Below are 23,799 nucleotides of genomic sequence, written 5' to 3' on the forward strand. Positions count from 1 at the left end.
GAATTTATCGGTGTGGTGAGGTCCGTACGCCAGTCAAATGATCGAGTTCCGAATCGAGGAAGACAGCGCGGGCATGCGGTTGGACAAGTTCCTCCGCAAGAAGCTCGCGAACGTGCCCACCTCTCACCTCTTCAAGATGATTCGCGTGAAGAAGGTGCGGGTAAACGGCAAGCGCGCCCAGCCCGAGCAGCCCCTGGCGGCCGGCGACACCATCTCCATCCGGGGGACCGAGGAGCAGCTCCTCGCCCCCGCCAACCCCGAGGAGCGTAAACCCCCTCCACCCCCTCCGGTGGACCCCAGTGAGCTCATCATCCTCATGGAGGACGACTGGATGATGGCGGTGGACAAGCCGAGTGGGATGGCGGTCCACACCGGCAGCGGCATCACCGGCGGGACGCTGGTGGACTACGTGCGCGCCTACCTGGGGCCCAAGGCGGTGCGCAACGACTTCGCGGCGAGCCCTGCTCACCGGCTCGACAGGGAGACAAGCGGCGTCATCCTGGTCGCCAAGCGCCGGCCGGCGATGGTCCACTTCACGGAACTCTTCACCAACGGACATCCGCGCAAGAGGTATCTGACACTGGTCAAAGGGAAGATGCCGCGCGACTCAGGGGTCATTAACCTCCCGCTCGCTGAACACCAGCAGACGGCCGAGTCCAAGGCCCGTCGTGGGGTGAACATGCAGGAGGCCGTGACGCGATGGAAGGTCATCAAGCAGTCGGGCGAGGCAGCCCTCCTCTCCTGCGTCATCGAGACCGGACGCACTCATCAGATAAGAAGGCATCTGACCGCCATTGGGCATCCGGTGGCGGGCGACAAGAAGTACGGTGACTTCGCGTTCAATCGGGACGTGCGGGCCCGTTGGGGTCTCAAACGGCTGTTCCTGCACGCCGAGCGCATTGAATTTCCCCACCCGGCTCACGGGGGCAAGGTGGAGGTGGAGGCGAAGCTGCCCCCGGAGTTGAAGGACGTGTTGAAGCGCGCCGCGCTGGAACCCTCATGAGTACGAATCCCAACGAGAAGACCGATCGCTCCCAGTCGAAGCTGGTGCTCGACGGTGTCCCTCCGAAGCGCCCCTGGTGGGTGGGCCTGCTGAAGTTCACCGCGTGGGCCACGCTGACGGGGGCCACCGCCGTGGTGGTCGTGGCGTTTGGCATCTACTACCACTTCTCGCAGGGGCTGCCGGAGATCCCCAAGGTGGACCAGTACTGGCCGCCCATCGTCACCGAGGTGTACACGGATGACGCGGTGCTGGCCGGCGAGTTCTACCACCACCGGCGCAAGGTGGTGCCCTACGAGCGCATCCCCAAGCGCCTGGTGCAGGCCTTCATCGCGAGCGAGGACTCCAGCTTCTTCGACCACCAGGGCGTGGACGTGCTGGGCACGATGCGCGCCGGCTTCAAGACGATCCGCAAGAAGCTGGGCCTGGGCGGCAGCATGCAGGGTGGCTCCACCCTGACGCAGCAGACGGCCAAGGCCGTACTCATCGCCGCCGAGGGCTACGAGAGCGCCACGGCGAAGAACCTCACGCGCAAGATTCGTGAGGCCATCCTCGCCCGGCGCCTGGAGGAGGCGCTGACGAAGGAGGAGATCCTCTACCTCTACCTCAACAACGTCTTCCTCGGGCACCACAGCTACGGCGTGCAGAGCGCGGCGGAGAACTACTACCGCAAGGACGTGCGGGACCTGACGCTGGGCGAGATGACGCTCATCGCGGGTCTGCCCCAGGCGCCCAGCCGCTACTCGCCCTTCCTGCGGCCGGAGGCGGCGAAGAAGCGCCGCTCGTACGTGCTGCGGCGCATGTTCGACGAGGGAATGATCTCCGCGCAGGAGCGCGAGGCGGCCGACGCGGAGCCGGTGCGCGTGTACCCGGTGGAGGACGTCTTCCACGAGTTCGCGCCCTTCTTCACCGAGCAGGTGCGTCGTGACGTGGTGGAGCGCTACACCAACAAGGTGCTGCTCAACGAGGGTCTGAAGATCTTCGCCACCATGGACAGCGAGCGGCAGCGTGGCGCGCAGGAGGCGGTGCTCGAGGGGCTGCTGGCCATCGACAAGCGCCAGGGCTTCCGCGGGCCGGTGCTGCAGCTGGCCACGGAGCAGGAGCGCAAGGCCTTCCTGGAGAAGGCCACCAAGGTCATGGGCGACGAGAAGCTCGCGGAGAACAAGCTGTACGTGGCCCTCGTGACGAGCGTGAATCCGGACGGCCAGGGCGCGGAGGTGCGGGTGGGTCCGCACAAGGGCCTGCTGCCGCTGTTGGGCATGCGCTGGGCGCGCAAGGTGAACCCCGAGGGCTTCTACCCGGGGCTCATGCTCACCTCCGTGAAGCGGGCGCTGACCGTGGGCGACGTCGTCGTGGTGCGCCACGTGGTGAAGAAGGAGCTCACGGACGACAACGTCCAGTTCGACCGGAAGATGGACAAGGAGATCCCCGAGGGCGTGCCGCTCTTCCGGCTGGAGCAGGAGCCGGAGCTGCAGAGCGCGCTCGTGTCCGTGGATCCCCACCGCCAGTACCTGACGGCGATGGTGGGCGGCTACGACTTCGACGCCAACGAGTTCAACCGCGCCTTCCAGGCGTGCCGCCAGCCGGGCAGCTCCTTCAAGCCGCTGGTGTACTCGGCGGCGCTGGAGCAGCTCGGGTGGACGGGCGCCACCATCATCGTGGACTCGCCCATCGTCGAGCACGACCCGGAGAACGGCGTCGCCTGGAAGCCGGACAACTACAGCGACGAGTTCCTGGGTGACGTGCTGCTGCGCACGGCGCTGGTGAACTCGATGAACATCCCCGCGGTGAAGACGTTCGCGGCGGTGGGCGTGAAGAACATGGCCGAGTGGTCCACGCGCCTGGGCCTCACCACGCCGATGAACATGGACTTCTCCGCGGCGCTGGGCTCCTCGTGCGTGTACCCGTACGACCTGGCCAACGTGTACGCCACCTTCAACCGCTACGGCCGCAAGAAGCCCACGTACTTCGTGCGCAAGATTGAGGACCGCTTCGGGCGCACGCTGGAGGACCACACGGCCTACGACGACGCCTGGGCGCCACTGCAGGACCGGGTGGCCGCGGGCTACGCGCGGCTGTTCGAGCCGGGTGAGCAGGTGATGAGCCCCGAGACGGGCTTCATCCTCACCTCCATGCTGCGCGGCGTGGTGCAAGAGGGTACGGGCGCGCCGGCGCAGAAGCTGGGCAAGCCGGCGGCGGGTAAGACGGGTACCACCAACGACTCGTTCGACACGTGGTTCGCCGGCTACACGCGCGACCTCGTGACGGTGACGTGGGTGGGCTACGACAAGAACGAGCACCCGCTGGGCCGCTACGAGACGGGTGGCCGCGCGTCGCTGCCCATCTGGCTCAACTACATGAAGACGGCGCTGGCCGCGCGTCCCCAGTCCGACTTCTGGCCGCCCCAGTGGCTGAACGAGAACCTGGTGCTCAAGCGCGTGGACAAGAAGACGGGGAAGATCGCCTCGTCCGGCACCAAGGACGCGGTCAACATCTGGTTCAAGAAGGGCACCGCGCCGGCGGAAGTGACCCCCGAGAAGGGCTCGGTGGGCACGCAGGAATTCCTCATGGGGGCGCCGTAGCGACGCGCCCCGGGCACCGCCGTGCGTCAGCGCAGCTTGCGCATGGCGGTGTCGAAGAGGACGTTGGGCATCACCTTCATCAGGCTCATGAGGCTGGCCGTCTGCCAGGGGAAGGCATACTCGGCCTCTCCGCGGAGGATGGCCTTGCCCATCAGCTCCACCGCCTCCTCCGTCTCCAGGAGGAAGGGCATGGACTTGTTCTGCGCCGTCATCTCGCTCTTCACGAAGCCGGGGTAGATGCAGGTGACGCGCACGCCAGTTGTCTTCAGGTCCACGCGCAGACTCTCCATGAAGGTGGAGAGGAAGGCCTTGGAAGCGGAGTAGGCCGCCTGACGCTTCAATCCCCGCCAGGCGGCGAGGCTGGCCACGCCCACGATGTGGCCCCGCTTGCGCTCCACCATCTGGGGCAGCACGGCACACAGGGTGGCGGCGGCGCCGGTGACGTTCACGTCGATGGTCTTCTTGACCGTCTCCCAGTTGATGCGCTTGCCGGACGACTCCTGGCCGAAGCCGGCGTTGGCGATGATGAGATCCAACCCGCCGCAGGCGGCGTCCAGCTCGCGGATGCGGGTGAGGGTGGCCTCCTCGTCGGCGACGTCCAACTCCACGGGCTCGATGTGGGCGCCGGCCGCGCGGGCCTCGTTGGCGAGCGCCTCCAGGTTTTCACGGCGCCGGGCCGCGGCGTACACCTTGACGCCGCGCCGGGCGAACCAGAGCGCCAGCCCACGACCCAGGCCGCTCGAGGCCCCTGTGATTAGCGCCGTCCGATAGCTCATCTCCGCCATGTGTGCTCCCTTCGGATGTCGGTGCCCTTCCTGCCACGGAAGGGCGGGGGAGGGGAGCACAAATGGCGCGGTGCGGCACGTTCCAGGTCTACCGCTGGACGATGCTCTGGACCGACTGGATGGCCTGGGCCTGGGCGGCGGGGGACGTGCCGATATTCGAGGGTTGCGGCACGGTGATTCCCTTCTGCGCCGCGGGCCGCTGCTCGATGGCCGCCAGCCACCGTTGCAGGTTCGGCAGGCCGTCCACGGACACGCCCGCCCACCCGTGGATGCGCACCCACGCCCAGTTCGCGATGTCGGCGATGCTGTAGTCCCCCGCCAGGTACTCGCTCTCCCCGAGCCGCGTGTCGAGCACCGTGTAGAGCCGCCGCGTCTCGTTCTGGTAACGGTCGATCGCCGGTTGAATCTTCTCCGGGAAGTAGCGGAAGAAGACGTTGGCCTGCCCCTGCATGGGGCCCACGCCGGCCATCTGGAACATCAGCCACTGCGTCACGAGCGAGCGGCCCTTGCGGTCCGTGGGCATCAGCTTCCCTGTCTTCTCCGCCAGGTAGAGCATGATGGCGCCCGACTCGAACACCGCGAAGTTCCCTTCCTCGCGGTCCACGATGGCCGGGATGCGCCCGTTGGGGTTGATCTTCAGGAACGCGGGCTGCTTCTGCACCCCCTTGCTGATGTCGATGGGGTGCACCGTGTACGGCAGTCCCAGCTCCTCCAACGTGACGGATACCTTGTAACCATTGGGTGTCATCCACGTGTACAGGTCGATCATCGGCAGGTTCCTTTTTGGTGGGCGCTCAGGCCCCAAACAGCCCCTGGAGCACCTCGCGGTAGTAGTTGGTACTGCCCACGTGCGAGGAATGCCACTTCGCCGACTGGCTCAGCCGGTTGACCACCGCCTCGAACTCGGCCTGGCTTACGTCCCGTAGCGACATGTACAGCCGCGCTGCGCCCTGCAGGTACGCGAAGAGCGGGTGCGGGTCGCTCCCATCCGGCCTGCGGCGCAGCTGGCGGTAGAGCCGCTCGAACTCGTCATCTGTCTCGGGCTTGCCAATGGCCGCGCAGTAGTTGGCGGCCGTTGACTCCAGCAGCAGCAAGAAGGGCTGGTACTGCAGCGGCGGCGTCCGCGATAGATCCGGCGGTACCGTCGAGCCCGTCCACAGCTGCGAGATGGGCTTGAGCGCCGTCAGCACCAGGCCCTCGTTGCCCATCACCGCCACTTCCCCGCGCGGTGTCACTATCTTCTTATTCTCGTCGCGCTGGATGGCGACCCGCAGCATCTCGGGCTGGTCCACCTTCAGGCCCGCGCGCTGCAACTTCTCCACGGCTTCAGCATCCACGTCTCACCCCACCACCTGTGAATGTCGTCCAGGTCTCGACTCAGGCGTGCCTCACCGGCCCAGCACGGACCAGTAGGGCTTGTGCGCCTCACGGCTGCGCCGCAGCGCCTCCGCCGCTCCCCGTGAGACCCCTTCCGGGAAGCGGTCCTTGATGTCCTCCGCCATCACCTCCACGCAGGCGTGCACCGACTGCGAGAGGCCCTCCAGCGAGTAGCCCCCCTCTAGCAGCAGCACCAGCCGTCCCCCGCATGCGCTCTCTGCCAGCGCCTTGAGCTCGGTGGCCATGGCCGCGAAGCCCCGCTCGGTGAGCTCGAGGTCGCCGAGAGGATCCTTGCGGTGCGCGTCAAAGCCCGCGGACACCAGCACCAGGTCCGGCTTGTAGGCCTGCGCCACGGGGAGGAAGAGATCCTGGAAGAACGCTCCGTAGTCCGCGTCCGTCGCGCCTGGCGGCACGCCACAGTTGAGGGTGTAGCCCTCGCCCGCGCCCTCGCCCACCTCGGTGGGGGCGCCCGTGTCCGGGTAGAAGGGGAACTGGTGCGCGGACATGTAGAGCACGTCCCGCCGGCCCCAGAAGGCCGCCTGCGTGCCGTTGCCGTGGTGCACATCCCAGTCGAAGATCAGCACCCGCTCGGCGCCCTGGCGGCGCGCGGCCTCCGCGGCGATGGCCGCGTTGTTGAAGAGGCAGAAGCCCATGGATTGATCCGGCTCGGCGTGGTGTCCCGGGGGCCGGACCAGCGCGAAGGCGTTGCGCGCTCGTCCCGCCAGCACCTCCTCCACCGCTTGCACCGACGCCCCCGCCGCCCGCAGCGCCGCCTCGTAGCTGTCCGGTGACGTCACCGTGTCCGGGTCGATGAGCTCGGTACGGCCTCGCAGCCCCCGCAGGTACTCGCGCAGCCTCGGGGTGTGGACCGCGGCGAGCTCTTCCTCGGTGGCCGAGCGAGGGGCCCGACGCTCGACTCCCGAGATGGGCTCGCACTCGAGCACATCCAGGATGCGGGCCAGGCGCTCGGCTCGTTCCGGGTGCTCCGGCCCCGGGTCGTGCCGGAGGAAGAGAGGATCGGTGAGCAGCAGCGTCTGGGTCATGGCGTGGGTTCCCACCCAACCAGTATGGCGCGAACGAAGCCGCGACGCCCGCCCTCTCTCTCCCCGAGCGAGGGACGGGAGGCAGGGCCCCCCGGGCAGGACCGCCGGTTTCTTGCCCTTCGAGGGTCAACCTTCCTACAGTCCTCGGGCCTTGCTCCGACGCCTGAAGAAGAAGCCCGGTCTCCGGGTCGCCCTGTTCGCCTCGTTCACAGTGCCCCTGGTGGTCATCCTCGGGGGCCTGCAATTCTCCCTCTCCTGGCTGGTCTCGAACTACCTCGAGACCCGGCTCATGGATCATGGCCGCGCCAAAGCCGTGGAGCTCGCCAGCCTCCTGAAGCTGCCGGACGCGGATAAGCAGGCCATGCGCGCCATGGGCTCGCTGGGCGCGGACCAGGACTTCACGTACGTGGCCATTGTGACCAGCAATGGTTCCATCCTCCTGGAGAGCAGTGGGCAGCCCGAGCGTTTCTCCGCGTTGTTCGGGCAGCTCTCCCATGAGACCTCCTCGTCCTTCGAGCTCGCCAACGGGGACAGGGTCGTGTCCGAGCTGGCGAAGGGGCCTCAGTGTGGAGACGGGGCGTGCCGGGTCGTGGTGGTGGTGAACTTCGCTCCCCTGCGCGACATCCTGAGCGAGCTCTCCCTGCTGCTGCTGGTGGCCTTCGTCACGGGGCTGGCCGCGGTGGTGCTCCTCATCTACGTCGTCACGAACAAGTTCATCCTCCGGCCGTTGGACCGGATGATGGCGGTGGCTCGCAAGATGGCGGAGGGAGATGTCACCAGCCGTGTCTCGGTGGACGGCGCGGGCGAGCTGTCCCAGCTGGCCGAGGCGCTCGATGGCATTGGCCAGTCGCTGCGCAAGACGCTCGGCCAGGTGCGCGGCGTGTCCGAGGTGGTCTCCAACGTCATCGAGCAGCTCTCGCGCGCCGGCACCACGGTGTCCTCGGGTGCCACCACCATCCAGGGGCGCGTGGAGGAGACGTCCTCGTCCATGGAGGAGATGCTGGCCAGCTTGCGCGGCATCGCGGAGAACGTGGAGGTGCTCTACCAGAGCGCCGAGGAGAGCAGCTCCTCCATCATGGAGATGGCGGCCACCAATGACGAGGTGGCCGAGAACGTCCAGGCCATGGCCGCCAGCGTGGAGGAGACCACCAGCGCCATCGAGGAGATGACCTTCTCCATCAAGGAGGTCGCCAAGAACATCGACGAGCTGCGTGACTCCACCGAGGAGACGAGCACCTCCATCGGCCAGATGGACAACGCCATCGGCCAGGTGGAGGCCAACGCCAACGAGACGGCGCGTCTGTCCGAGCAGGTGTCCGAGGACGCGAAGACGGGCGTGGAGGCCCTGCGCAAGACGATGCAGGGCATGGACCGCATCAAGGAGTCCACCCGGGGCGCCTCGGGCGTCATCGACAGCCTGGGCCGGCGCATCTCGGAGATCGGCAACATCCTCAACGTCATCGACGACGTGGCCGAGCAGACCAACCTGCTGGCGCTCAACGCCGCCATCATCGCCGCGCAGTCAGGCGAGCACGGCAAGGGCTTCGCGGTGGTCGCGGATGAAATCAAGGACCTGGCCGACCGCACGGGCAAGTCCACGAAGGAGATCGCCGACCTCATCAGCCGCGTGCAGGAGGAGAGCCGCAACGCGGTGCAGGTGATGAACCAGGGCGTGCGCAACGTGGAGGAGGGCGTGAACCTGGGCCGCGAGGCCGAGGGCACCCTGCGGAAGATCAACGACAGCGCGCAGAAGTCCACGCAGATGGTGAAGGCCATCGCCCGGGCCACGGTGGAGCAGGCGCGCGGCAGCAAGCAGGTGACGCAGGCCATCCATCGCATCTCCGAGACGGTGCAGATGATCTCCAAGGCCTCCAACGAGCAGGCCAAGGGCGGCGAGCAGATCATGAACAGCGCCGAGCGGATGAAGGCCATCACCGCCCACGTGCAGCGCAGCAGCCAGGAGCAGGCGCACGGCAGCAAGCAGATCACCCGCTCCATCGAGAACATCAACGAGATGGTCACCCACCTCAACCGCGCTCAGAAGGAGCAGACGAAGAACAGCGAGCAGGTGCTCAAGGCGGTGGAGGCCATCAAGGGCGTGTCCGAGCACCAGACGCGCTCGGTGAAGGCGCTGGAAGAGGCCATCGACAGCCTGCAGCGTCAGTCCGAGGTGCTGCGCGCCGAGTCCCGGCGTTTCAAGGTGTAGCGAGGGCGCGCACGAGGATTGGCGTGCGCTCGGAGCTCCCGTGGACTAGGGGAGGGATGCCATGTCCACCCGTGTGATTTCCGAGCGCGCGATCATCTTCCTGATCGGCGCGGTCCAGTTCGTCAACATCCTCGACTTTGTGATGGTGATGCCGCTGGGCCCCAGCTTCGCCGCGGGGTTGGGCATCGCCACCAGCCACATTGGCACCATTGGCGCCGTGTACACGGCGGCGGGGTGCGTGGCGGGAGTGGCAGGCAGCTACTTCTTGGACCGGTTCGACCGGCGCAAGGCGCTGGCGGTGGTCATGCTGGGCCTGGTGGTGAGCACGGCGGCGGGTGGTTTCGCCACGGGGCTGACGTCGCTCCTGGTGGCTCGGGCGACGGCGGGCCTGTTCGGTGGACCGGCCACGTCGCTGGCGCTCGCCATCATCGCGGACCTCATTCCGGTGGAGCGGCGCGGGCGGGCCATGGGCTCGGTGATGGGGGCCTTCTCCGTGGCGTCCGTGGTGGGGGTCCCCATGGCCCTGAAGCTGGCCCGGTGGGGTGACTGGCGTCTGCCGTTCCTGGTGGTGGCGGGCATGGGGCTGCTGGTCGTGGCCGGCGCCATCTTCTTCCTGCCCTCCATGCGCGGGCACCTGGAGCGCGAGCAGACCCACGTCGTGAGCGTCCGGACGCTGTTCACCCGCACGGATGTGCTCACCTCCTATGCGCTGACGGGGGTGCTCAACGCGGCGGGCTTCCTCATCATCCCCAACATCGCCAGCTACGTGCAGCACAACCTGGGCTATCCGCCCGATGAGCTGGAGCTCATCTACTTCGTTGGCGGCCTGGTGAGCTTCGTGACGCTGCGGCTGGCGGGCAAGGCGGTGGACAGTCTGGGCTCGTTCCGGGTGGGCTCGGCGGGGGCGGTGATGTTCATCGGCGTCCTCTACCTCGCCTTCATCCACCTGCCGGCCGGCGTCCCCCTGGTGGTCATCTTCTCGTGCTTCTTCCTGGCCAACGGGGTGCGCAACGTGGCCTACAGCACGCTCAACTCGCGCGTGCCGGAGCTGGCCATCCGCGCGCGCTTCATGTCCTTCCAGTCCGCCGTGCAGCACCTGGGAGCCGCGGCCGGGGCCTTCTTGTCCTCTCAGCTCCTGACAGACCTGCCGAGTGGGCAGCTGGGGGGGATGGACCGCGTGGTGCTGCTGTCCATGGGCCTCACGCTGACCCTCCCGGGGCTGTTCTTCTGGGTGGAGCGCCAGGTGCAGGCACGCGACCGGGCGCTCGTTACTCCCGGGCCGGCGGGGGCGGCCTTGACCCTGGGGGCGGGGGGCGGAGGGACCCCTCCGTGAGTGCATACCGGGCGAGGAGGGGGCCATTTGTCCTGCTCTCCACGGCGGCAGGCAGACAAGGGGCGGTCCAATCGGGTTGCACCCCGCCGCTGGGGGCGCGATAACCCCGAGGCGGTTTTTCTGGAGCCATTCGCTCATGTTCAACATCGGCGCAGGCGAACTGATCTTCATCCTGGTGGCGGCGCTGCTCGTGCTCGGGCCGCAGCGGCTGCCTGAGTTCGCGCGGGCCATCGGCAAGTTCGTGCGGGATTTCCGCCGGCAGACCGATGAGGTCCGCACCGTGGTGGAGCGTGAGTTCTACAAGATGGATCAGGAGTTCCAGGAGGAGCCGCGCCCCAAGGTGCCCGGACCCATCCCGGCGGCAATGCCCTCGGTGGCGCCTGTGGCTCCCCCCGTGACGCCGGCCGCCCTCCCGGAGGCCCAGGCCATCGTGGCCACCCCGGAGTCCGCCGCGCCGGCCATGGCCGCGGCCGCGGTGCCCGTGGAGACCGCGTCTTCCCCTTCCGAGCCGCTCGCCGCGGAGGCGGAGGCCCTTCCGCGCCTGGAGCCCATCCCGGGCACGGTGGCGCGCAACGCTCCCACCCCGAAGAGCGGTGGATAGCCCTCGAGATTCGCGACCGTGGATAACGAACTTCGGATGAGTCTGGCGGAGCACCTGACGGAGCTCCGCTCTCGCCTGCTCAAGTGTACGGCCGCGGTGTTCGTCCTGGGCGCCGCGTCGATGGTGTTCGCCAGGCCTATCTTCGGCATCCTGGTGAAGCCGGTGCTGGACGCGCTGCCGGCGGACGGGCGCGCGCTCGTCTACACCTCGGGTATCGAGGAAATCAACGTCCTGATGAAGGTGGGCGTCTACTGCGGCATCTTCCTCACGACGCCCGTCATCCTCTGGCAGATCTGGGGCTTCGTGTCGCCGGGGCTCTTCCCGGAGGAGCGCCGCTACGCGGGGCCCTTCGTGTTCATGGGCTCGCTGGCGTTCTTGCTGGGCGCGATGTTCTGCTACTTCGCGGTGCTGCCGTCGATGTTCAAGTTCCTCCTCAACGAGGAGGAGAGCCTGGCGATCTCCCAGCGGCTGGACGTGGGACGGCTGCGAGCGGATGACGCGCTGCGCTTCTTGAGTATTGGCGAGGCGGAGCGGGCGGGGAAGCTGGCCCAGGAGGCGAGCGCGGCGCTGAAGGCGGAGGGCGGAGGGCAGACGCCGGAGGCCACGCGGCCACCGTCGGAGAGCGTGGAGCTGGAGGCGCGGCTGGCGGGGTTGGGGCGGCTGGTGGACGCGGCGGCGGACGGCTTCGGAGGACCGGCGCGCATCGTGCTGCGCGGGGCGGTGGAGAAGCGGGCGGAGGCGGTGGAGGCGTACGCGAAGGAAGACTACGCGGCTGCGGCGAAGGCCATGGACGAGGCGGCGAGCCTGCTGGCCGGGGTGGCGCCGACGCGCGCCGAGGAGCTGGCGGGGCTGTGGCGGTTGGAGAAGGAGCTGGCGCTGGGCAAGGCGCGCTACGTGGCGCATGCGTGGACGAAGCCGATGCTGACGATGAACGAGCAGCTGTCGCTGGTGCTGCTGCTCATCCTGTCGTTCGGCGTCATCTTCGAGCTACCGCTGGTGATGGCGGTGTTGGGCCTGGTGGGGATCGTGAAGGCGGGCTGGCTGATGAAGTACCAGCGGCACGCGTTCGTGGTGTGCATCATCCTGGCAGCGGTGCTGACGCCGACGGGAGACGTGGTGAACCTGTCGCTGATGGCTGGCCCCATGCTGCTCTGCTACGAGATGGGCGTGCTGGCGGTGTGGATGATCGAGCGCAGGCGCGGCAAGCAGGACACCGAGACGGGCATCACCCCGACGACAGGCGTCTGAGCACGAGCCTCAGCCCTCACGCCCGGCTTGCAGGAGCACCACGTGGTAGAAGCTGTGGCTGATCCGCGCGCTGCGTTGGATGCGCATCCCGGCTTGCGCCAGGGTGTGCTCGACGAATCGGGTGGGAAGCAGATGGATGTCGGGGCGGCGATGGTGGTGCGGAAGGTGGCCGCCCAGCCAGTGCAGCACCGCGAACAGAGGCGTCCAGGGCGAGTAGGTCAGCAGGAGCGGGCCGCGGCTCAGCCGGGCCAGCCGGGTGCAGAGCCGTGCGAAGCCCGGCCGTGGGTAGTGCATCAGCACGTCCAGGGAGACCACCGCATCGAAGTGGCCCTCCACGGTTTCGAGATCTCCCGTCTGGAACGCCATCCGCTCGCGGACCCCGGCGTCACTCGCTGCCCGCTCGGCCTCGGCGACCATCCGGGGCGCGAGATCCACCGCCGTGACGTGCAGGCCCCGTTGTGCCAACGCCACGCCCAACAGTCCAGTGCCGCAGCCCGCATCGAGCACCCGGGGGACGCTCCCTCGCCCAGGGAGCGTGGAATCGGGGCGCAGGGTCTCCACCAGCCATTGCTGGGCCAGGGTCATCATCGCCGCGTGCCCCTCGCGGATCTTCCGGCGGACGCGGGAGAGCTCGGAGTCTCCGTAGATGGCCGACCAGCGCTCGAAGCCCAGCCCATTGAAGTAGGTCAGGAGTCTGTCTTTGTGGGGGACGGTGTCGTGCGCCTCCATGGAATGCTCCTGCCGTGTATGGCCGAGGTGTCACGGGCATGGTAGCAGGGGAGGGGTGATGGTGAACCCCCGCCACCGCCTGGCGATGAACGTGCGCTACCTCGGTGCGCTGCTGCGCCGCTTCCGCACGACGGTCCTCATGGCGGTGCTGCTCTTCGGCTGCATGCCGCTGGTGTACCGCTGGCGCCATGCCCCGCTGGACGGGAGCCGGGTGAGCCTGGGCAAGGCGCTGCGTCACGTCTACTTCCTGCTCTACGGACAGCCCTCGCTCGACGTGGATGACAGCCTGTTGATGTTGCTCGACATGGTCATCCCGCCGGTGGGCATCGCGGTGCTGGTCGACGGCGTCGTGCGCTTCGCCTACCTCTTCTTCGCCAGACACAGGCAGGACAAGGAGTGGTTCGAGGTGATCGCCGAGACGATGAAGGGCCACGTGGTGGTGTGCGGCGCGGGGAGGGTGGGGTACCGGGTGGTGACGCAGCTGCGCGCGCTGGGCAAGGACGTGGTGGTGGTGGAGAAGCGCGAGGAGGCGGCCTTCGTGTCGGTGCTGCGCGACGAGCAGGTGCCGCTGCTCATCGACGACATCCGCAGCCCGCAGTGCCTGCCGCGCACCAATGTGAACAAGGCGGCGGCCATCGTCTGCGCCACGGACGATGACCTGGCCAACCTGAACATCGCACTGGATGCGCGCAGGATGAACCCGAACATTCGCGTGGTCATCCGGCTCTTCGACGACGACCTGGTGGCCAAGGTGCGCGATACCTTCAAGGCCGAGGCGCTGAGCAGCTCGTCGCTCGCGGCGCCCGCCATGGCGCTGGCCGCGTTGGATCCCCGCATCATCCACTCGTTCCGCATCGGCACGCACCTGATGGTGGTGTCCGTCTTCGAGGCGCGCGATGGGTTGCCGGGGATGACCATCTCCGAGGTGAGGGATCGCTTCGGAGCGCTGACGCTGTCCATGCGCCGGCAGGGGAGCCGCGACGAGTGGCTGCACCCCTCCGGCGAGACGCGCATCCAGGTGGGGGACGCGCTGACCCTCCAGGCCGAGTACAAGGACTACCGGCAGCTCCGGGCCTACACGATGGAGCTGGAGGCCCCCGTCTACTCCCAGCGCCTCGACTCCGCTTCCTGAGGGCCTCGGCTCTGCTCAGGCGCTCCGGGCGAGGGCCCTCCCAGTGGACGCGCGAGCCACCTCGAGGACATCGGCGAGCACGCCCGCGGCGGTGACGGCGCCTCCCGCTCCCGCGCCCTGCACGAGCAGGGGCCACTCGGTGTGTCGCTCGGTGGTGAAGGCCACGAAGGCCTCCGAGCCCCTCAGTCGCGCCGCCGGGTGCTCCTGCGGCACGGCGATGGGGCCGACCTTCAGCACCGGAAGCTGTCCCTCCTTCGCGGGGGGCTCGACGCGCGCCAGGTAACGCAGCACGCGGCGCTCGGCGCGCAGGCCCTCGATGCGAGAGGCGAACGCCTTGTCCCACGCCTCCAGCGACGTCAGGAAGCGCTCCACGTCGTCCTCCGCGAGCAGTTGTTTCGGGACGAAGGGCTCCACCTCGACGTCCTCCTGCGACACCACGAGCCCCAGCTCTCGCGCGAGGATGAGCGCCTTGCGCGCGACATCCAGCCCCAGCAGGTCATCGCGCGGGTGGGGCTCGGTGTAGCCGCGCTCACGCGCGAGGCGGACCGCCTTGGAGAGTGGCAGGCCTTGCGTGAGCTGGTCACACAGAAAGCCCAGCGTCCCGGACAGACAGCCCTCGATGAGGCGCACCCGGTCCCCCGTGCGCACCAGGTCCGCGAGTGTGCGGATGACGGGGAGGCTCGCGCCGACGGTGGTCTCGTAGTGCCAGGCTCGTTGGTTCGCCCGGGCCGTGCTGAAGAGCTGCTCCCGCGACTCCCAGGGCAGCGCCAGCGGCTTCTTGTTCGCCGTGACCACGTGGATGCCCCGCTTGAAGGCCTCTGCGTACAGGAAGCCCATTCCATCTGCCGCGGTGCAGTCCACGAGCACCGGCGTGGGGAGCCGGCGCAGTCGCTCGAGCACGTCCAGCACGTCCCCAGGCCCCGAGCCGCTTCGCTGTGTCTGGTCGAGCCGCTCGCGCCACTGGTTCAGCGGGACGCCTCGCGTGTCGAAGAGCAGGTGCCGGGTGTCGACAATGCCTGTCACGCGGAGCTGCGCCCCGTGCTCGCGCGCCAGCACGGACTGTTGGGAGCGGAGCTGCTCCAGCAGGTTGCCTCCGACGGTGCCCCGCCCCAGCAGGAGCAGGTTCACCTCCGTGAGGGGCTCCACCGCCTGCGCGCGGGAGCCTCCACCGCCCCCTGGGGGCAGGGCGAGTGCACGCCGCAGCAGCGCGTCGAGCCGTCCCCACTCGATGAGGAAGCCGTCGTGTCCGTGGATGCTGGAGATCTCCGCGTACTCCGCGTGCTGTCCCTGGGCACGCAGGCGCTCCGCGAGCTTCTTCATGTGCTCGGGGTAGAAGAGCTGGTCGTTGTCGATGCCCACGGCCAGGGTGCTCGCCCGAATGCGTGAGATGCCCCACGTCCCGTCCGGCTCACCCTGGGGCGCGCGCGACAGGTCGTGGTGATCCATGGCTCCCAGCAGCGCGAGGTACGACTGCGCGTCGAAGCGCGCCCGCAGCTTCTGGCCCTGGTACTCGAGGTAGCTCTGCATGGGATAGAGCGCGCGCGAGGACCAGCCCGGGTTCTTCCCGTGGCGCGAGTCCAGGCCCGGCTCCGCCCGGTAGGTGAGCATGGCGAGCTGCCGCGCCAGCTCCAGGCCTCGTGCGGGCGCCTCTGGGAACTCCGGGTCCAGGAGCAGCGCCTGTCGGGCGACGTGGTTCCATCCCACCACCCACGTGCTCGCCTCCGCCGCGGCGGCAATGGGCACCATGCGCTCAAAGCGCTCCGGGTCCAGCACCGCCAGGCACAGGAGGATCATCCCTCCCAGCGAGCCGCCCGTGACGAGTGACACCCGCTCGATGCCCAGCGCGTCCAGCGCCTGCAGGATGGCGCGCGCCTGGTCCCACGGGGTGATGGTGGCCGGGAGCTGGTGCTCGTTGAGCCGCAGGTCTCCCTTGGCCAGCGGCTCAGGAGGGCTGAACCGGCTGTCGTCCACGCGCCGCGGGAAGCCTTCGTCCGCCGGGCCCGAGCTCCCGTAACAGGAGCCCAGGTTGTTGAAGCACAGAAGTCGCACCCTCTCCGGGTCGAACACCTTGCCCGGGCCGATGACCGGCTCCCACCAGCCTCCCGCGCCTCCCGCTCGCATGTCTCCCGTGAGCGCGTGGACCAGGAGGACGGTGGGCACCGAGTTGTCTGGACGCGCGGGCCCGTTCGGGCGCGGGGTTTCCGCGAGCGCTTGGAGCTCTTCCTTCGTCCGGCGCACGACCCGCAGGGTGTTCTCGCGCACCTTCTCCTCGGGAAGGATGTGGGCTCGCGAGCGCAGCCACGGCAGGTCCTGCTCGGGTCCCCACCACCAGCCTCTCGCAACGTGGGACGTGACACGGGCTCCTGCTTCGAGCGGCAGGTCAGGGAGCGGGAGATCGAAGACGCCTGGTGGGGGGGTCATGGCTGGAGTTCCTGCTGGGGATTCGTTTGGGGAAACAGGGGGTGAGGACGGGGACGCTTACCCTCACCCCGTCCCTCTCCCAGAGGGAGAGGGGTAGTGGGGACTCAGGCCGCCGAGAGCGCCTGGTCCAGGTCCGCGATGATGTCGTCGATGTGCTCGATTCCCACCGACAGCCGCACCAGTCCGTCTGACACTCCCGTGCTCTGCCGCTCCTCCGTCGTCAGCTGCTGGTGCGTCGTGCTCGCCGGGTGGATGATGAGCGAGCGCGTGTCGCCGATGTTCGCCAGCAGGCTCCACAGCTTCACGCCATCGATGAGCTTCCGCCCCGCGTCCACGCCACCGCGCACACCGAACGTCACCAGGCCGCCCGCTCCGTTGCGCAGGTACTTCTTCGCGTTCGCGAAGGACGGATCTTCCTCCAGGCCCGGGTAGCGCACCCACTCCACCTTCGGGTGATTCTTCAGCCACTTCGCCACCGCCAGCGCGTTCTCCGAGTGGCGCTGCACGCGCAGCTTCAGCGTCTCCAGTCCCAGGATGAAGGCGTGCGCGTTGAACGGGCTCAGCGAGGGGCCCAGGTCACGTAGGCCCTCCAGCCGCGCCTTGCCAATGTACGCCGCCGGCCCGAGCGCCTCGTGGAGGATGAGCCCGTGGTAGCTCGGGTTGGGCTCGGTGAACTCGGGGAAGCGGCCGTTGTTCCAGGGGAAGGTGCCGCCGTCCACGATGACGCCGCCAATCGACGTGCCGTGGCCGCCGATGTACTTCGTCGCGCTGTGCACCACGATGTTCGCCCCGTGGCGCAGCGGGTTGAAGAGCGCCGGCGACAGCGCCGTGTTGTCCACGATGAGCGGAATGCCCGCCGCCCGAGCAATCTCCCCCAGCTTCTCGAAGTCCGGCACGTCCAGGCGCGGGTTGCCGACGGCCTCGATGTAGAGCGCCTTCGTCTTCGGCCCGATGGCCGCGCGCACCGAGTCCGGGTTGTTCGCATCCACGAAGCGCGCCTGGATGCCCAGCCGCGGCAGCGTCACCTTGAAGAGGTTGTACGTCCCTCCGTAGAGGCTCGTGCCCGTGACGAACTCATCACCCGCCTTGAGGATGTTGAGCAGCGCGAGCGTCTCCGCCGCCTGGCCCGACGCCACCGCCAGCGCTCCCACTCCGCCCTCGAGCGCGGCAATGCGCTTCTCGAAGACGTCCGTCGTGGGGTTCATGATGCGCGTGTAGATGTTGCCCGGCTCCTTGAGCGCGAACAGGTCCGCCGCGTGCTGCGCGTTGCGGAAGCGGTAGCTCGTCGTCTGGTAGATGGGCACGGCGCGCGAGCCGGTGGTCGGGTCCGGCTCGTAGCCCGCGTGCAGGGCCAGCGTCTCGAAGTTCTTCGACTGCGACGGGGGAGTGCTCATGGGGTGCTCCTCGGGTGGGCTGAAGTCGCCACGAGGGCACCGGGGGGCCTGATGCGACAGAGCCCACCGACCCTCGCGGGTAGGGTGGGCTCCGCTCTTTCGCCACGGGTCGACGGACGTCTGTCAACCGGCGGCGGGCGGAAGCCCACCACTCGGCATCCACATTCGACAATGGGCGAAGGGCGCGAAGGTCATTGCGAGCTGCAACATGGCCCGTATCCGCCATGGTGTCAAGACATCCGTTATACAGGACGTCCGTTATGGCGGATGGGTCACGGAAGGGAGCTGCCGCTGGCCATGAAGCAGCCGAGCGAGCGTCAGCAGCCACCAACCGAACAGGTGGGGCAGCCGAGTCTGGCCGGGGATTGGACTCACCCTGAATCAGGGTGTCACTATGAGAGAGTGAGCCCCCCTGCTTCGCCTGTCCCTCCCCCGGGGACCACCACCGCATCGGGCCGCTTCCTCGCGGTTAAACCCCTTTGGTTGGTACCTCCTCGGGTCGTCTTGCAGCGCCGTGCCTCCCGCACGTTGCTGATGCATGCGCTGAGGGCCACTTCGCGTGTGTTGTTGTTGTTGGCCACGGATGTCGCGGCCTTCCTCATGGCCCGCCTGGCGCTGGGTGTCGTGCAGACCAGCCACAAGCTGGAGCCCCTCGACGCGGCCACCCGCTGGGCCGTGCCCCCACTTGGCTCGGCCGGTGGTTGGCAGATGGGCGCCGCCCTCGTGGTGGGCCTGCTCATCGCGGGCGCCTATCACTCGGGAGATGACTGGCGCTCGTCGCGGCGCATCTTCAGCGGTGTCCTGCTCGCCGTGGGCCTCGTGCTCTGGCGCGACCTGTGGCTGCGTGGCATCGCGCCTGTGATTTTCCACTACGTCACCGCGGTGGTGGGCCTGAGCGCCTCCGTCATGGTGTCGCGCGCCCTGCTGGATCGGATCATCGCCCGGCTGATCCGCATGCCCGCCTTCCACTCGCCCGCGGAGCGGGTGATGTTGGTGGGGGACCCGGACGACCCCTCCTGCAAGAGGGTGCGCGAGCGCCTGGAGCACTTCGGCGTCCTGGAGGTGGTGGGGTGGGTCTCTCCCCACGTGCCCGTCCTCCCCGACGTGCCCGGCCCGGATCGGACCGAGGCGATCCTCGGCTCCGTGGATGACCTCTGGAACGTGCTGCAGCACAACTCCGTGGACACCGTGGTGATGTGCAGCCTGGTGGACGACGAGCAGCTCAAGCTGCTGATGGAGGCGGTGGTGTCCGCCGGCGTCCGGCTGCTGGCCGTGTCCCGCTACGATCGAATCGGCTGGGTGCGCCCCTCGCCCATCTCCTACCGCTCGCTGTCCTTCATGGAGCTGACGGTGCCCTCGCTGCGCGCGCAGCAACTGTGGGTCAAGCGGGGCATGGATTTGGTGTGCGCGGGGCTGGGGTTGTTGTTCATCTCGCCGCTGCTGACGCTCATTGCCATCGCCATCAAGCTCGACTCGCGCGGCCCCGTCTTCTTCGCTCAGGAGCGGGTGGGGCAGGGCGGCCGCACGTTCCGCATGCTCAAGTTCCGCACCATGCGGGTGGGGGCGGACGCGGAGAAGGCGAAGCTGGCCCACCTCAACACCAGCGGCGATGCGCGCCTGTTCAAGATTCCCAATGATCCGCGCGTCACCCGCGTGGGCGCCCTGTTGCGCAAGTGGAGCCTGGACGAGCTGCCCCAGCTCTTCAACGTGATGCGCGGGGAGATGTCGCTGGTGGGGCCGCGGCCCTTCTTCGAGTCGGACCTGGCCAACTACCACGAGCACCACTTCGGCCGGCTGGGGGCCCTTCCGGGCATCACCGGCCTGTGGCAGGTCAGTGGCCGCAGCTCCATCACCGACTTCGAGGAGGTGGTCCGGCTCGACTGCGAGTACATCCACCGCTGGTCGCTCTGGCTGGACCTGGAGATCCTCCTCAAGACGTTGCCGGCTGTGCTGCGGCGCACCGGCGCTTACTGAGCGACGGCCACGTCCAGGGCGAGCTCGATCATCTCGTCGAACGAGGTCTGGCGCGCCTCGGGGCTGAGCGCCTCGTGGGTGCGCAGGTGGTCGGAGACGGTGAGCAGCGCGAGCGCGCGGGCGCCGAACTCGGCCGCGACGCCGTACAGGCCGGCCACCTCCATCTCCACGGCGAGCATGCCCATGCGCTCGTGGACCTCGTAGGTCTGATGGGCCGGGCCGTAGAAGAGATCCGAGGTGAAGACGGAGCCGGTGCGCACCACCTTCCCGCGGCGCTCGGCGGACTCCACCGCCAGGCGGGCCAGGGAGAAGTCGGCCACAGCGGGGAAGTCGAAGCCCTGCAGGCGCATGCGATTCACGTTGGAGTCGGTACCGGCGGCGAGCGCGACGATGACCTCGCGCAGCTTCACGTCCGGGCGCAGGGCGCCGCAGCTGCCCACGCGGATGAGGACGCGGGCGCCGTACTGCTGGATGAGCTCGGTGGCGTAGATGGAGATGGAGGGAATCCCCATTCCATGGCCCATGACGGAGATCTTCCGGCCGCGGTTGGTGCCCGTGAAGCCGAGCATGTTGCGGACCGAGGTGACTTCGCGCGCGTCCTGGAGGAAGCGCTGGGCGATGTAGCGGGCGCGCAGCGGGTCGCCGGGCATGAGGACCACGTCGGCGAAGTCTCCCGGTGCGGCGGAGATGTGGGGGGTAGGCATGGCGCGGAGCATAGCCCCTCCAGAGTTCCGCGCGGGAGCCAGGGGTTCAGGCACCCCGGCGGAAGGCGTGGCCCTCGCCCCAGCCGTTGGCGGGCCAGAAGCGGATGCCCTCGGGGGCGGTGGCCAGGATGGCGTTCACCACGGGCTGGGCGAAGACATAGGTGGACGAGGACTCGGCCAGGCGGAACAGCAGCCGCCGCTCTGGAGGAACCTCGTCAATGGCCTTCATGTCCAGTACGAGCCGGCGGATGCTCAGGAGGTATCGGGAATCCTCCTCGTCCTCCGTGATGTCCGAGGCGGCCCTGTCCACGCAGGCGATGAAGTTCCAGACGTTGAGGATGAAGTAGGGGTACTCGCGCGTGGGGGTTTCCACCACGGCGGGTACCAGTTGCACGTCTGGCAGCTGCAACGCCTCGATGACCTGGGCCACCTTCCGGGTAAGGACGGGAAGAGGCAGTGAGAGGTGGTCGGCCATGATGGGGTTGCGGGGTTCGGGGCGGCCCAGCCGCAAGCGCACGGGAGTCGACTCCGGCTCCACGAATTGCTTCGTGTGCAGTGAATGACGAGCGGGGCCATTGTCGGCGAAGGCGAGAAGAGGATGCGAGTCGTTGGAGGCGCGGCCGTGGACGTAATAGGTGTGATTCACTTTCCGAGCTCCAGGGGCATGTCGTGAGGCGGTAGCTCCTTGTTCGTTCGCGCATGTCGCAGCCCATGACGCCGCTGGTGTGGGCAGCAGGGATTCTTGTTCTGCTCGTTCGCCTCCTTCTTGGCGCGCAGAGACTTCACCCCGCCGCAACCAGCACCTCCTGGCCCGTAGTCCTCGCCATCCCACGTCAGCGTCCAACGGAACGCGCTCACTTCTCGCAAGATGTCCCGGCTCAGCCTGTCGAGCAGCGCGCGTACCCTGCCGGGCTTCATGCAGAATTCCCCGGAACGGACTCTCTCTTCCAGCTCTCGCAGCTTGTACTTGACGCCGTCGGGATACGAGAGGCTCGGCTCGTTGGCGTGGCCCGCCTTGTGGCTGCCCCGGTGCACCGGCACGCCTAGCTGGCACGCCAGTTCCATGTCGTGTGGCAGCATGACGCCGTTGTTCGCGTGGTTGATGCTGTAGGAGAACCGCGAGCACACCTCCGGCCAGAACTCATCGTCCATGGCCTCGCCGCAGATGAGGTGGTGGGCGGCCAGCGAGAAGACGCCGGTGTACCAGGGGTGCTGTTCTCGCGAGGCGTCCCGAAGGATGTTGCGAGCCAGTGCGATGCTCGAGTCCACGGAGGTGCCTCCTCCCTCCATACTCGGATGGCTCTTCTTGTCCTTGCCGCAGTGGGCGCACGGGTCCGGTGGCGGCTCCCAGCGCGGGATTTCAGGAGCGGGGGCGCCTGTTTCGAGGCGGACGCGGCGTCCACGGAAGACGACTGCCATGATGCTCCTCCCTTGTGGGGGGGCACGGCTCGACGTGCTCCGGATTATTCATGGGTCAGACGCTCGCCCCAAAAGCGCACGGCTCCGGCTTGTGGGTTGGTTGACAGGGCCGGGGTGGCACACTTCGGCCGTGGCGTTCTCGAAAAGCGAAGGGCCCGGAACCCTCATGGTTCCGAGCCCTGGCTCACGTCCGGAGCGTCCTGCTTCCGGGTGCTACGGGTTCATGTACGGGTAGGGCACGCGGGTGGGCGGGACGAAGTTCTCCTTGATGGTGCGCGGAGACGTCCAGCGCACCAGGTTCAGCATGGAGCCCGCCTTGTCGTTGGTGCCCGAGGCGCGCGAGCCGCCGAAGGGCTGCTGGCCCACGACGGCGCCGGTGGGCTTGTCGTTGATGTAGAAGTTGCCCGCCGTGTGGCGCAGCTCGCTCATCATCGTGCTGATGGCCTTGCGGTCACGCGCGAACACGGCGCCCGTCAGCGCGTAGGTGGCGCACGCGTCGCACTCGCGCAGCGTCTCCTCGAACTTCGCGTCCGGGTAGACGTACAGGCCCACCACCGGCGCGAAGATCTCCTCCTGCATGATGCGGTGGCGCGGGTTGCTGAGCTGCACCAGCGTGGGCTTGATGAACCAGCCCTCGCTGCGGTCCGCCTCACCGCCGGCGAGGATGGTGGCCTCGGAGCCGCCGTTCTTCGCCAGCTCGATGTACGAGGACGTCCGCTTGAAGGACTTCTCGTCGATGACCGCGCCCATGAAGTTGCGGAAGTCGGTGATGTCGCCCATGCGCAGCTCGGCGATCATCTCCTGCAGGCGCGGCTTGAGCTTCGGCCAGATCGACTCGGGGACGTAGATGCGCGAGGCCGCCGAGCACTTCTGGCCCTGGTACTCGTAGCCGCCGCGGACGATGGCCGTGGCGAGCGCGTCCAGGTCATCCGCCGCCGAGGGGTGCGCGAAGATGAAGTCCTTGCCGCCCGTCTCGCCCACCAGCCGGGGGTACTGCTTGTAGCGGGCGATGTTCTCGCCCACCGTGCGCCACATGCTCTGGAAGGTGGGCGTGGAGCCGGTGAAGTGGATGCCGCCCAGGTGCGGGCTGGCCAGCACCGGGTTGCCCACGGTGGGGCCGTCGCCGGGCAGCATGTTGATGACGCCGTCGGGCAGGCCCGCCTCGCGTAGCAGCTCCATCACGTACCAGTTGCTGTAGGCCGCCGTGTTCGAGGGCTTGAAGAGCACCACGTTGCCCATGAGGGCCGGCGTCACCGCCAGGTTCATCGCGATGGACGTGAAGTTGAACGGGGCCACCGCGAACACGAACCCGTCCAGCGGACGGTAGTCCATCATGTTCCACGTCTGCGCCGGGCTCACCGGCTGCTGGCTCAGCAGCTCCTGCGCGAAGTGGACGTTGTAGCGCAGGAAGTCGATGGCCTCGCACGCCGCGTCGATCTCCGCCTGGTGCGCCGTCTTCGACTGGCCCAGCATGGTGGAGGCGTTGAGGATGGGGCGGTACCTCGTGGCCAGCAGCTCCGCGGCGCGCAGGAAGATGGCCGCGCGCTCCGCGAAGGGCATCCGCGCCCACTCGTCCTTCACGGACAGCGCGGTCTGGATGGCCTGCTCCACGTGGCTGGCGTCCGCCTCGTGCAGCGTGGCCAGCACGTGCGAGTGCTTGTGCGGCATCCGCACCGTGTCCGTCTTGTTGGACTTGATGCGCTTGCCGCCGATGACGATGGGAATCTCGATCTGCTCGGAGGCCATGCGCTTGAGGGTGGCCTGGAGCTCGGCGCGCTCGGGGGTACCGGGCGCGTGCGAGAGGATGGGCTCGTTTTGCGGCGTTGGGACGCGGACGTTGGCGTTGATCAC

Annotated in this window: 19 protein-coding genes; 8 read left to right on the forward strand and 11 right to left on the reverse strand. The window is 68.2% G+C overall.

Annotated features, from left to right (window positions below; all coding sequences use genetic code 11):
- Window positions 1-37 precede the first annotated feature (37 nt).
- Complete coding sequence (locus F0U60_RS11550; protein WP_395817990.1) at window positions 38-1,003, forward strand: RluA family pseudouridine synthase; 966 nt, start codon at window positions 38-40, stop codon at window positions 1,001-1,003.
- Window positions 1,000-3,582 carry a penicillin-binding protein 1A gene (locus F0U60_RS11555; protein WP_395817992.1) on the forward strand — a complete coding sequence of 861 codons (2,583 nt, stop codon included), beginning with the start codon at window positions 1,000-1,002 and terminating at the stop codon, window positions 3,580-3,582. Before F0U60_RS11550 ends, F0U60_RS11555 begins: the two co-directional genes overlap by 4 nt.
- 26 nt (window positions 3,583-3,608) lie before the next feature.
- Here the strand turns inward: F0U60_RS11555 and F0U60_RS11560 are convergent, their stop codons facing one another.
- The 4 genes from F0U60_RS11560 to F0U60_RS11575 all read right to left on the reverse strand — a co-directional run bounded on the left by F0U60_RS11560 (window position 3,609) and on the right by F0U60_RS11575 (window position 6,787).
- Window positions 3,609-4,367 (reverse strand): SDR family NAD(P)-dependent oxidoreductase, encoded by a 759-nt coding sequence (locus F0U60_RS11560; protein ID WP_395817995.1) that lies wholly within the window; start codon window positions 4,365-4,367, stop codon window positions 3,609-3,611.
- A gap of 88 nt (window positions 4,368-4,455) precedes the next feature.
- Complete coding sequence (locus F0U60_RS11565; RefSeq protein WP_395817998.1) at window positions 4,456-5,136, reverse strand: glutathione S-transferase family protein; 681 nt, start codon at window positions 5,134-5,136, stop codon at window positions 4,456-4,458.
- Window positions 5,137-5,161: 25 nt separating this feature from the next.
- Window positions 5,162-5,704, reverse strand: a complete 543-nt coding sequence (locus F0U60_RS11570) for a hypothetical protein (RefSeq protein ID WP_395818001.1) — start codon at window positions 5,702-5,704, stop codon at window positions 5,162-5,164.
- 51 nt (window positions 5,705-5,755) lie between these two features.
- Window positions 5,756-6,787 carry a histone deacetylase gene (locus F0U60_RS11575; protein ID WP_395818004.1) on the reverse strand — a complete coding sequence of 344 codons (1,032 nt, stop codon included), beginning with the start codon at window positions 6,785-6,787 and terminating at the stop codon, window positions 5,756-5,758.
- 289 nt (window positions 6,788-7,076) lie between these two features.
- Here F0U60_RS11575 and F0U60_RS11580 point away from each other — a divergent pair, with 289 nt between their 5' ends.
- From F0U60_RS11580 to F0U60_RS11595, 4 genes are all read left to right on the forward strand, one after another.
- On the forward strand, window positions 7,077-8,993 hold the full coding sequence (locus tag F0U60_RS11580; protein ID WP_395825194.1) for a methyl-accepting chemotaxis protein: 1,917 nt from the start codon (window positions 7,077-7,079) through the stop codon (window positions 8,991-8,993).
- A 61-nt stretch (window positions 8,994-9,054) separates the two neighbouring features.
- Window positions 9,055-10,326, forward strand: a complete 1,272-nt coding sequence (locus F0U60_RS11585) for an MFS transporter (protein ID WP_395818008.1) — start codon at window positions 9,055-9,057, stop codon at window positions 10,324-10,326.
- 136 nt (window positions 10,327-10,462) lie between these two features.
- Window positions 10,463-10,927: a twin-arginine translocase TatA/TatE family subunit gene (locus F0U60_RS11590; RefSeq protein WP_395818011.1), complete on the forward strand. Its 465-nt coding sequence runs from the start codon at window positions 10,463-10,465 to the stop codon at window positions 10,925-10,927.
- A 36-nt stretch (window positions 10,928-10,963) separates the two neighbouring features.
- Window positions 10,964-12,175 (forward strand): twin-arginine translocase subunit TatC, encoded by a 1,212-nt coding sequence (locus tag F0U60_RS11595; RefSeq protein WP_395825197.1) that lies wholly within the window; start codon window positions 10,964-10,966, stop codon window positions 12,173-12,175.
- 9 nt (window positions 12,176-12,184) lie between these two features.
- On the opposite strand, the gene bchM is transcribed toward F0U60_RS11595, so the two are convergent.
- Window positions 12,185-12,904 carry a magnesium protoporphyrin IX methyltransferase gene (gene bchM, locus F0U60_RS11600; protein ID WP_395818014.1) on the reverse strand — a complete coding sequence of 240 codons (720 nt, stop codon included), beginning with the start codon at window positions 12,902-12,904 and terminating at the stop codon, window positions 12,185-12,187.
- Between the two features lie 58 nt (window positions 12,905-12,962).
- Here bchM and F0U60_RS11605 point away from each other — a divergent pair, with 58 nt between their 5' ends.
- Entirely contained in the window at window positions 12,963-14,036 is a 1,074-nt protein-coding gene (locus tag F0U60_RS11605; RefSeq protein ID WP_395818018.1) for a potassium channel family protein, read from the forward strand.
- 15 nt (window positions 14,037-14,051) lie between these two features.
- On the opposite strand, the gene F0U60_RS11610 is transcribed toward F0U60_RS11605, so the two are convergent.
- Entirely contained in the window at window positions 14,052-16,457 is a 2,406-nt protein-coding gene (locus F0U60_RS11610; protein WP_395818021.1) for an alpha/beta fold hydrolase, read from the reverse strand.
- Window positions 16,458-16,561: 104 nt separating this feature from the next.
- Window positions 16,562-17,851: an O-acetylhomoserine aminocarboxypropyltransferase/cysteine synthase family protein gene (locus F0U60_RS11615; RefSeq protein WP_395818025.1), complete on the reverse strand. Its 1,290-nt coding sequence runs from the start codon at window positions 17,849-17,851 to the stop codon at window positions 16,562-16,564.
- Window positions 17,852-18,355: 504 nt separating this feature from the next.
- Between F0U60_RS11615 and F0U60_RS11620 the strand changes: the two genes are divergently transcribed.
- Window positions 18,356-19,825 (forward strand): sugar transferase, encoded by a 1,470-nt coding sequence (locus F0U60_RS11620; protein ID WP_395818028.1) that lies wholly within the window; start codon window positions 18,356-18,358, stop codon window positions 19,823-19,825.
- Here the strand turns inward: F0U60_RS11620 and deoD are convergent.
- From deoD to pruA, 4 genes are all read right to left on the reverse strand, one after another.
- Complete coding sequence (deoD, locus tag F0U60_RS11625; RefSeq protein WP_395818031.1) at window positions 19,819-20,529, reverse strand: purine-nucleoside phosphorylase; 711 nt, start codon at window positions 20,527-20,529, stop codon at window positions 19,819-19,821. The genes F0U60_RS11620 and deoD overlap by 7 nt on opposite strands.
- Window positions 20,530-20,575: 46 nt before the next feature.
- Window positions 20,576-21,175, reverse strand: a complete 600-nt coding sequence (locus F0U60_RS11630; protein ID WP_395818033.1) for an imm11 family protein — start codon at window positions 21,173-21,175, stop codon at window positions 20,576-20,578.
- Entirely contained in the window at window positions 21,172-21,948 is a 777-nt protein-coding gene (locus tag F0U60_RS11635) for an AHH domain-containing protein (RefSeq protein WP_395818036.1), read from the reverse strand. The genes F0U60_RS11630 and F0U60_RS11635 overlap by 4 nt, the downstream gene beginning before the upstream one ends.
- A 213-nt stretch (window positions 21,949-22,161) precedes the next feature.
- Window positions 22,162-23,799: an L-glutamate gamma-semialdehyde dehydrogenase gene (gene pruA / locus F0U60_RS11640; protein ID WP_395825200.1), complete on the reverse strand. Its 1,638-nt coding sequence runs from the start codon at window positions 23,797-23,799 to the stop codon at window positions 22,162-22,164.

The sequence above is a fragment of the Archangium minus genome (assembly GCF_044360475.1).
In the GTDB taxonomy this organism is placed as follows: domain Bacteria; phylum Myxococcota; class Myxococcia; order Myxococcales; family Myxococcaceae; genus Archangium; species Archangium minus.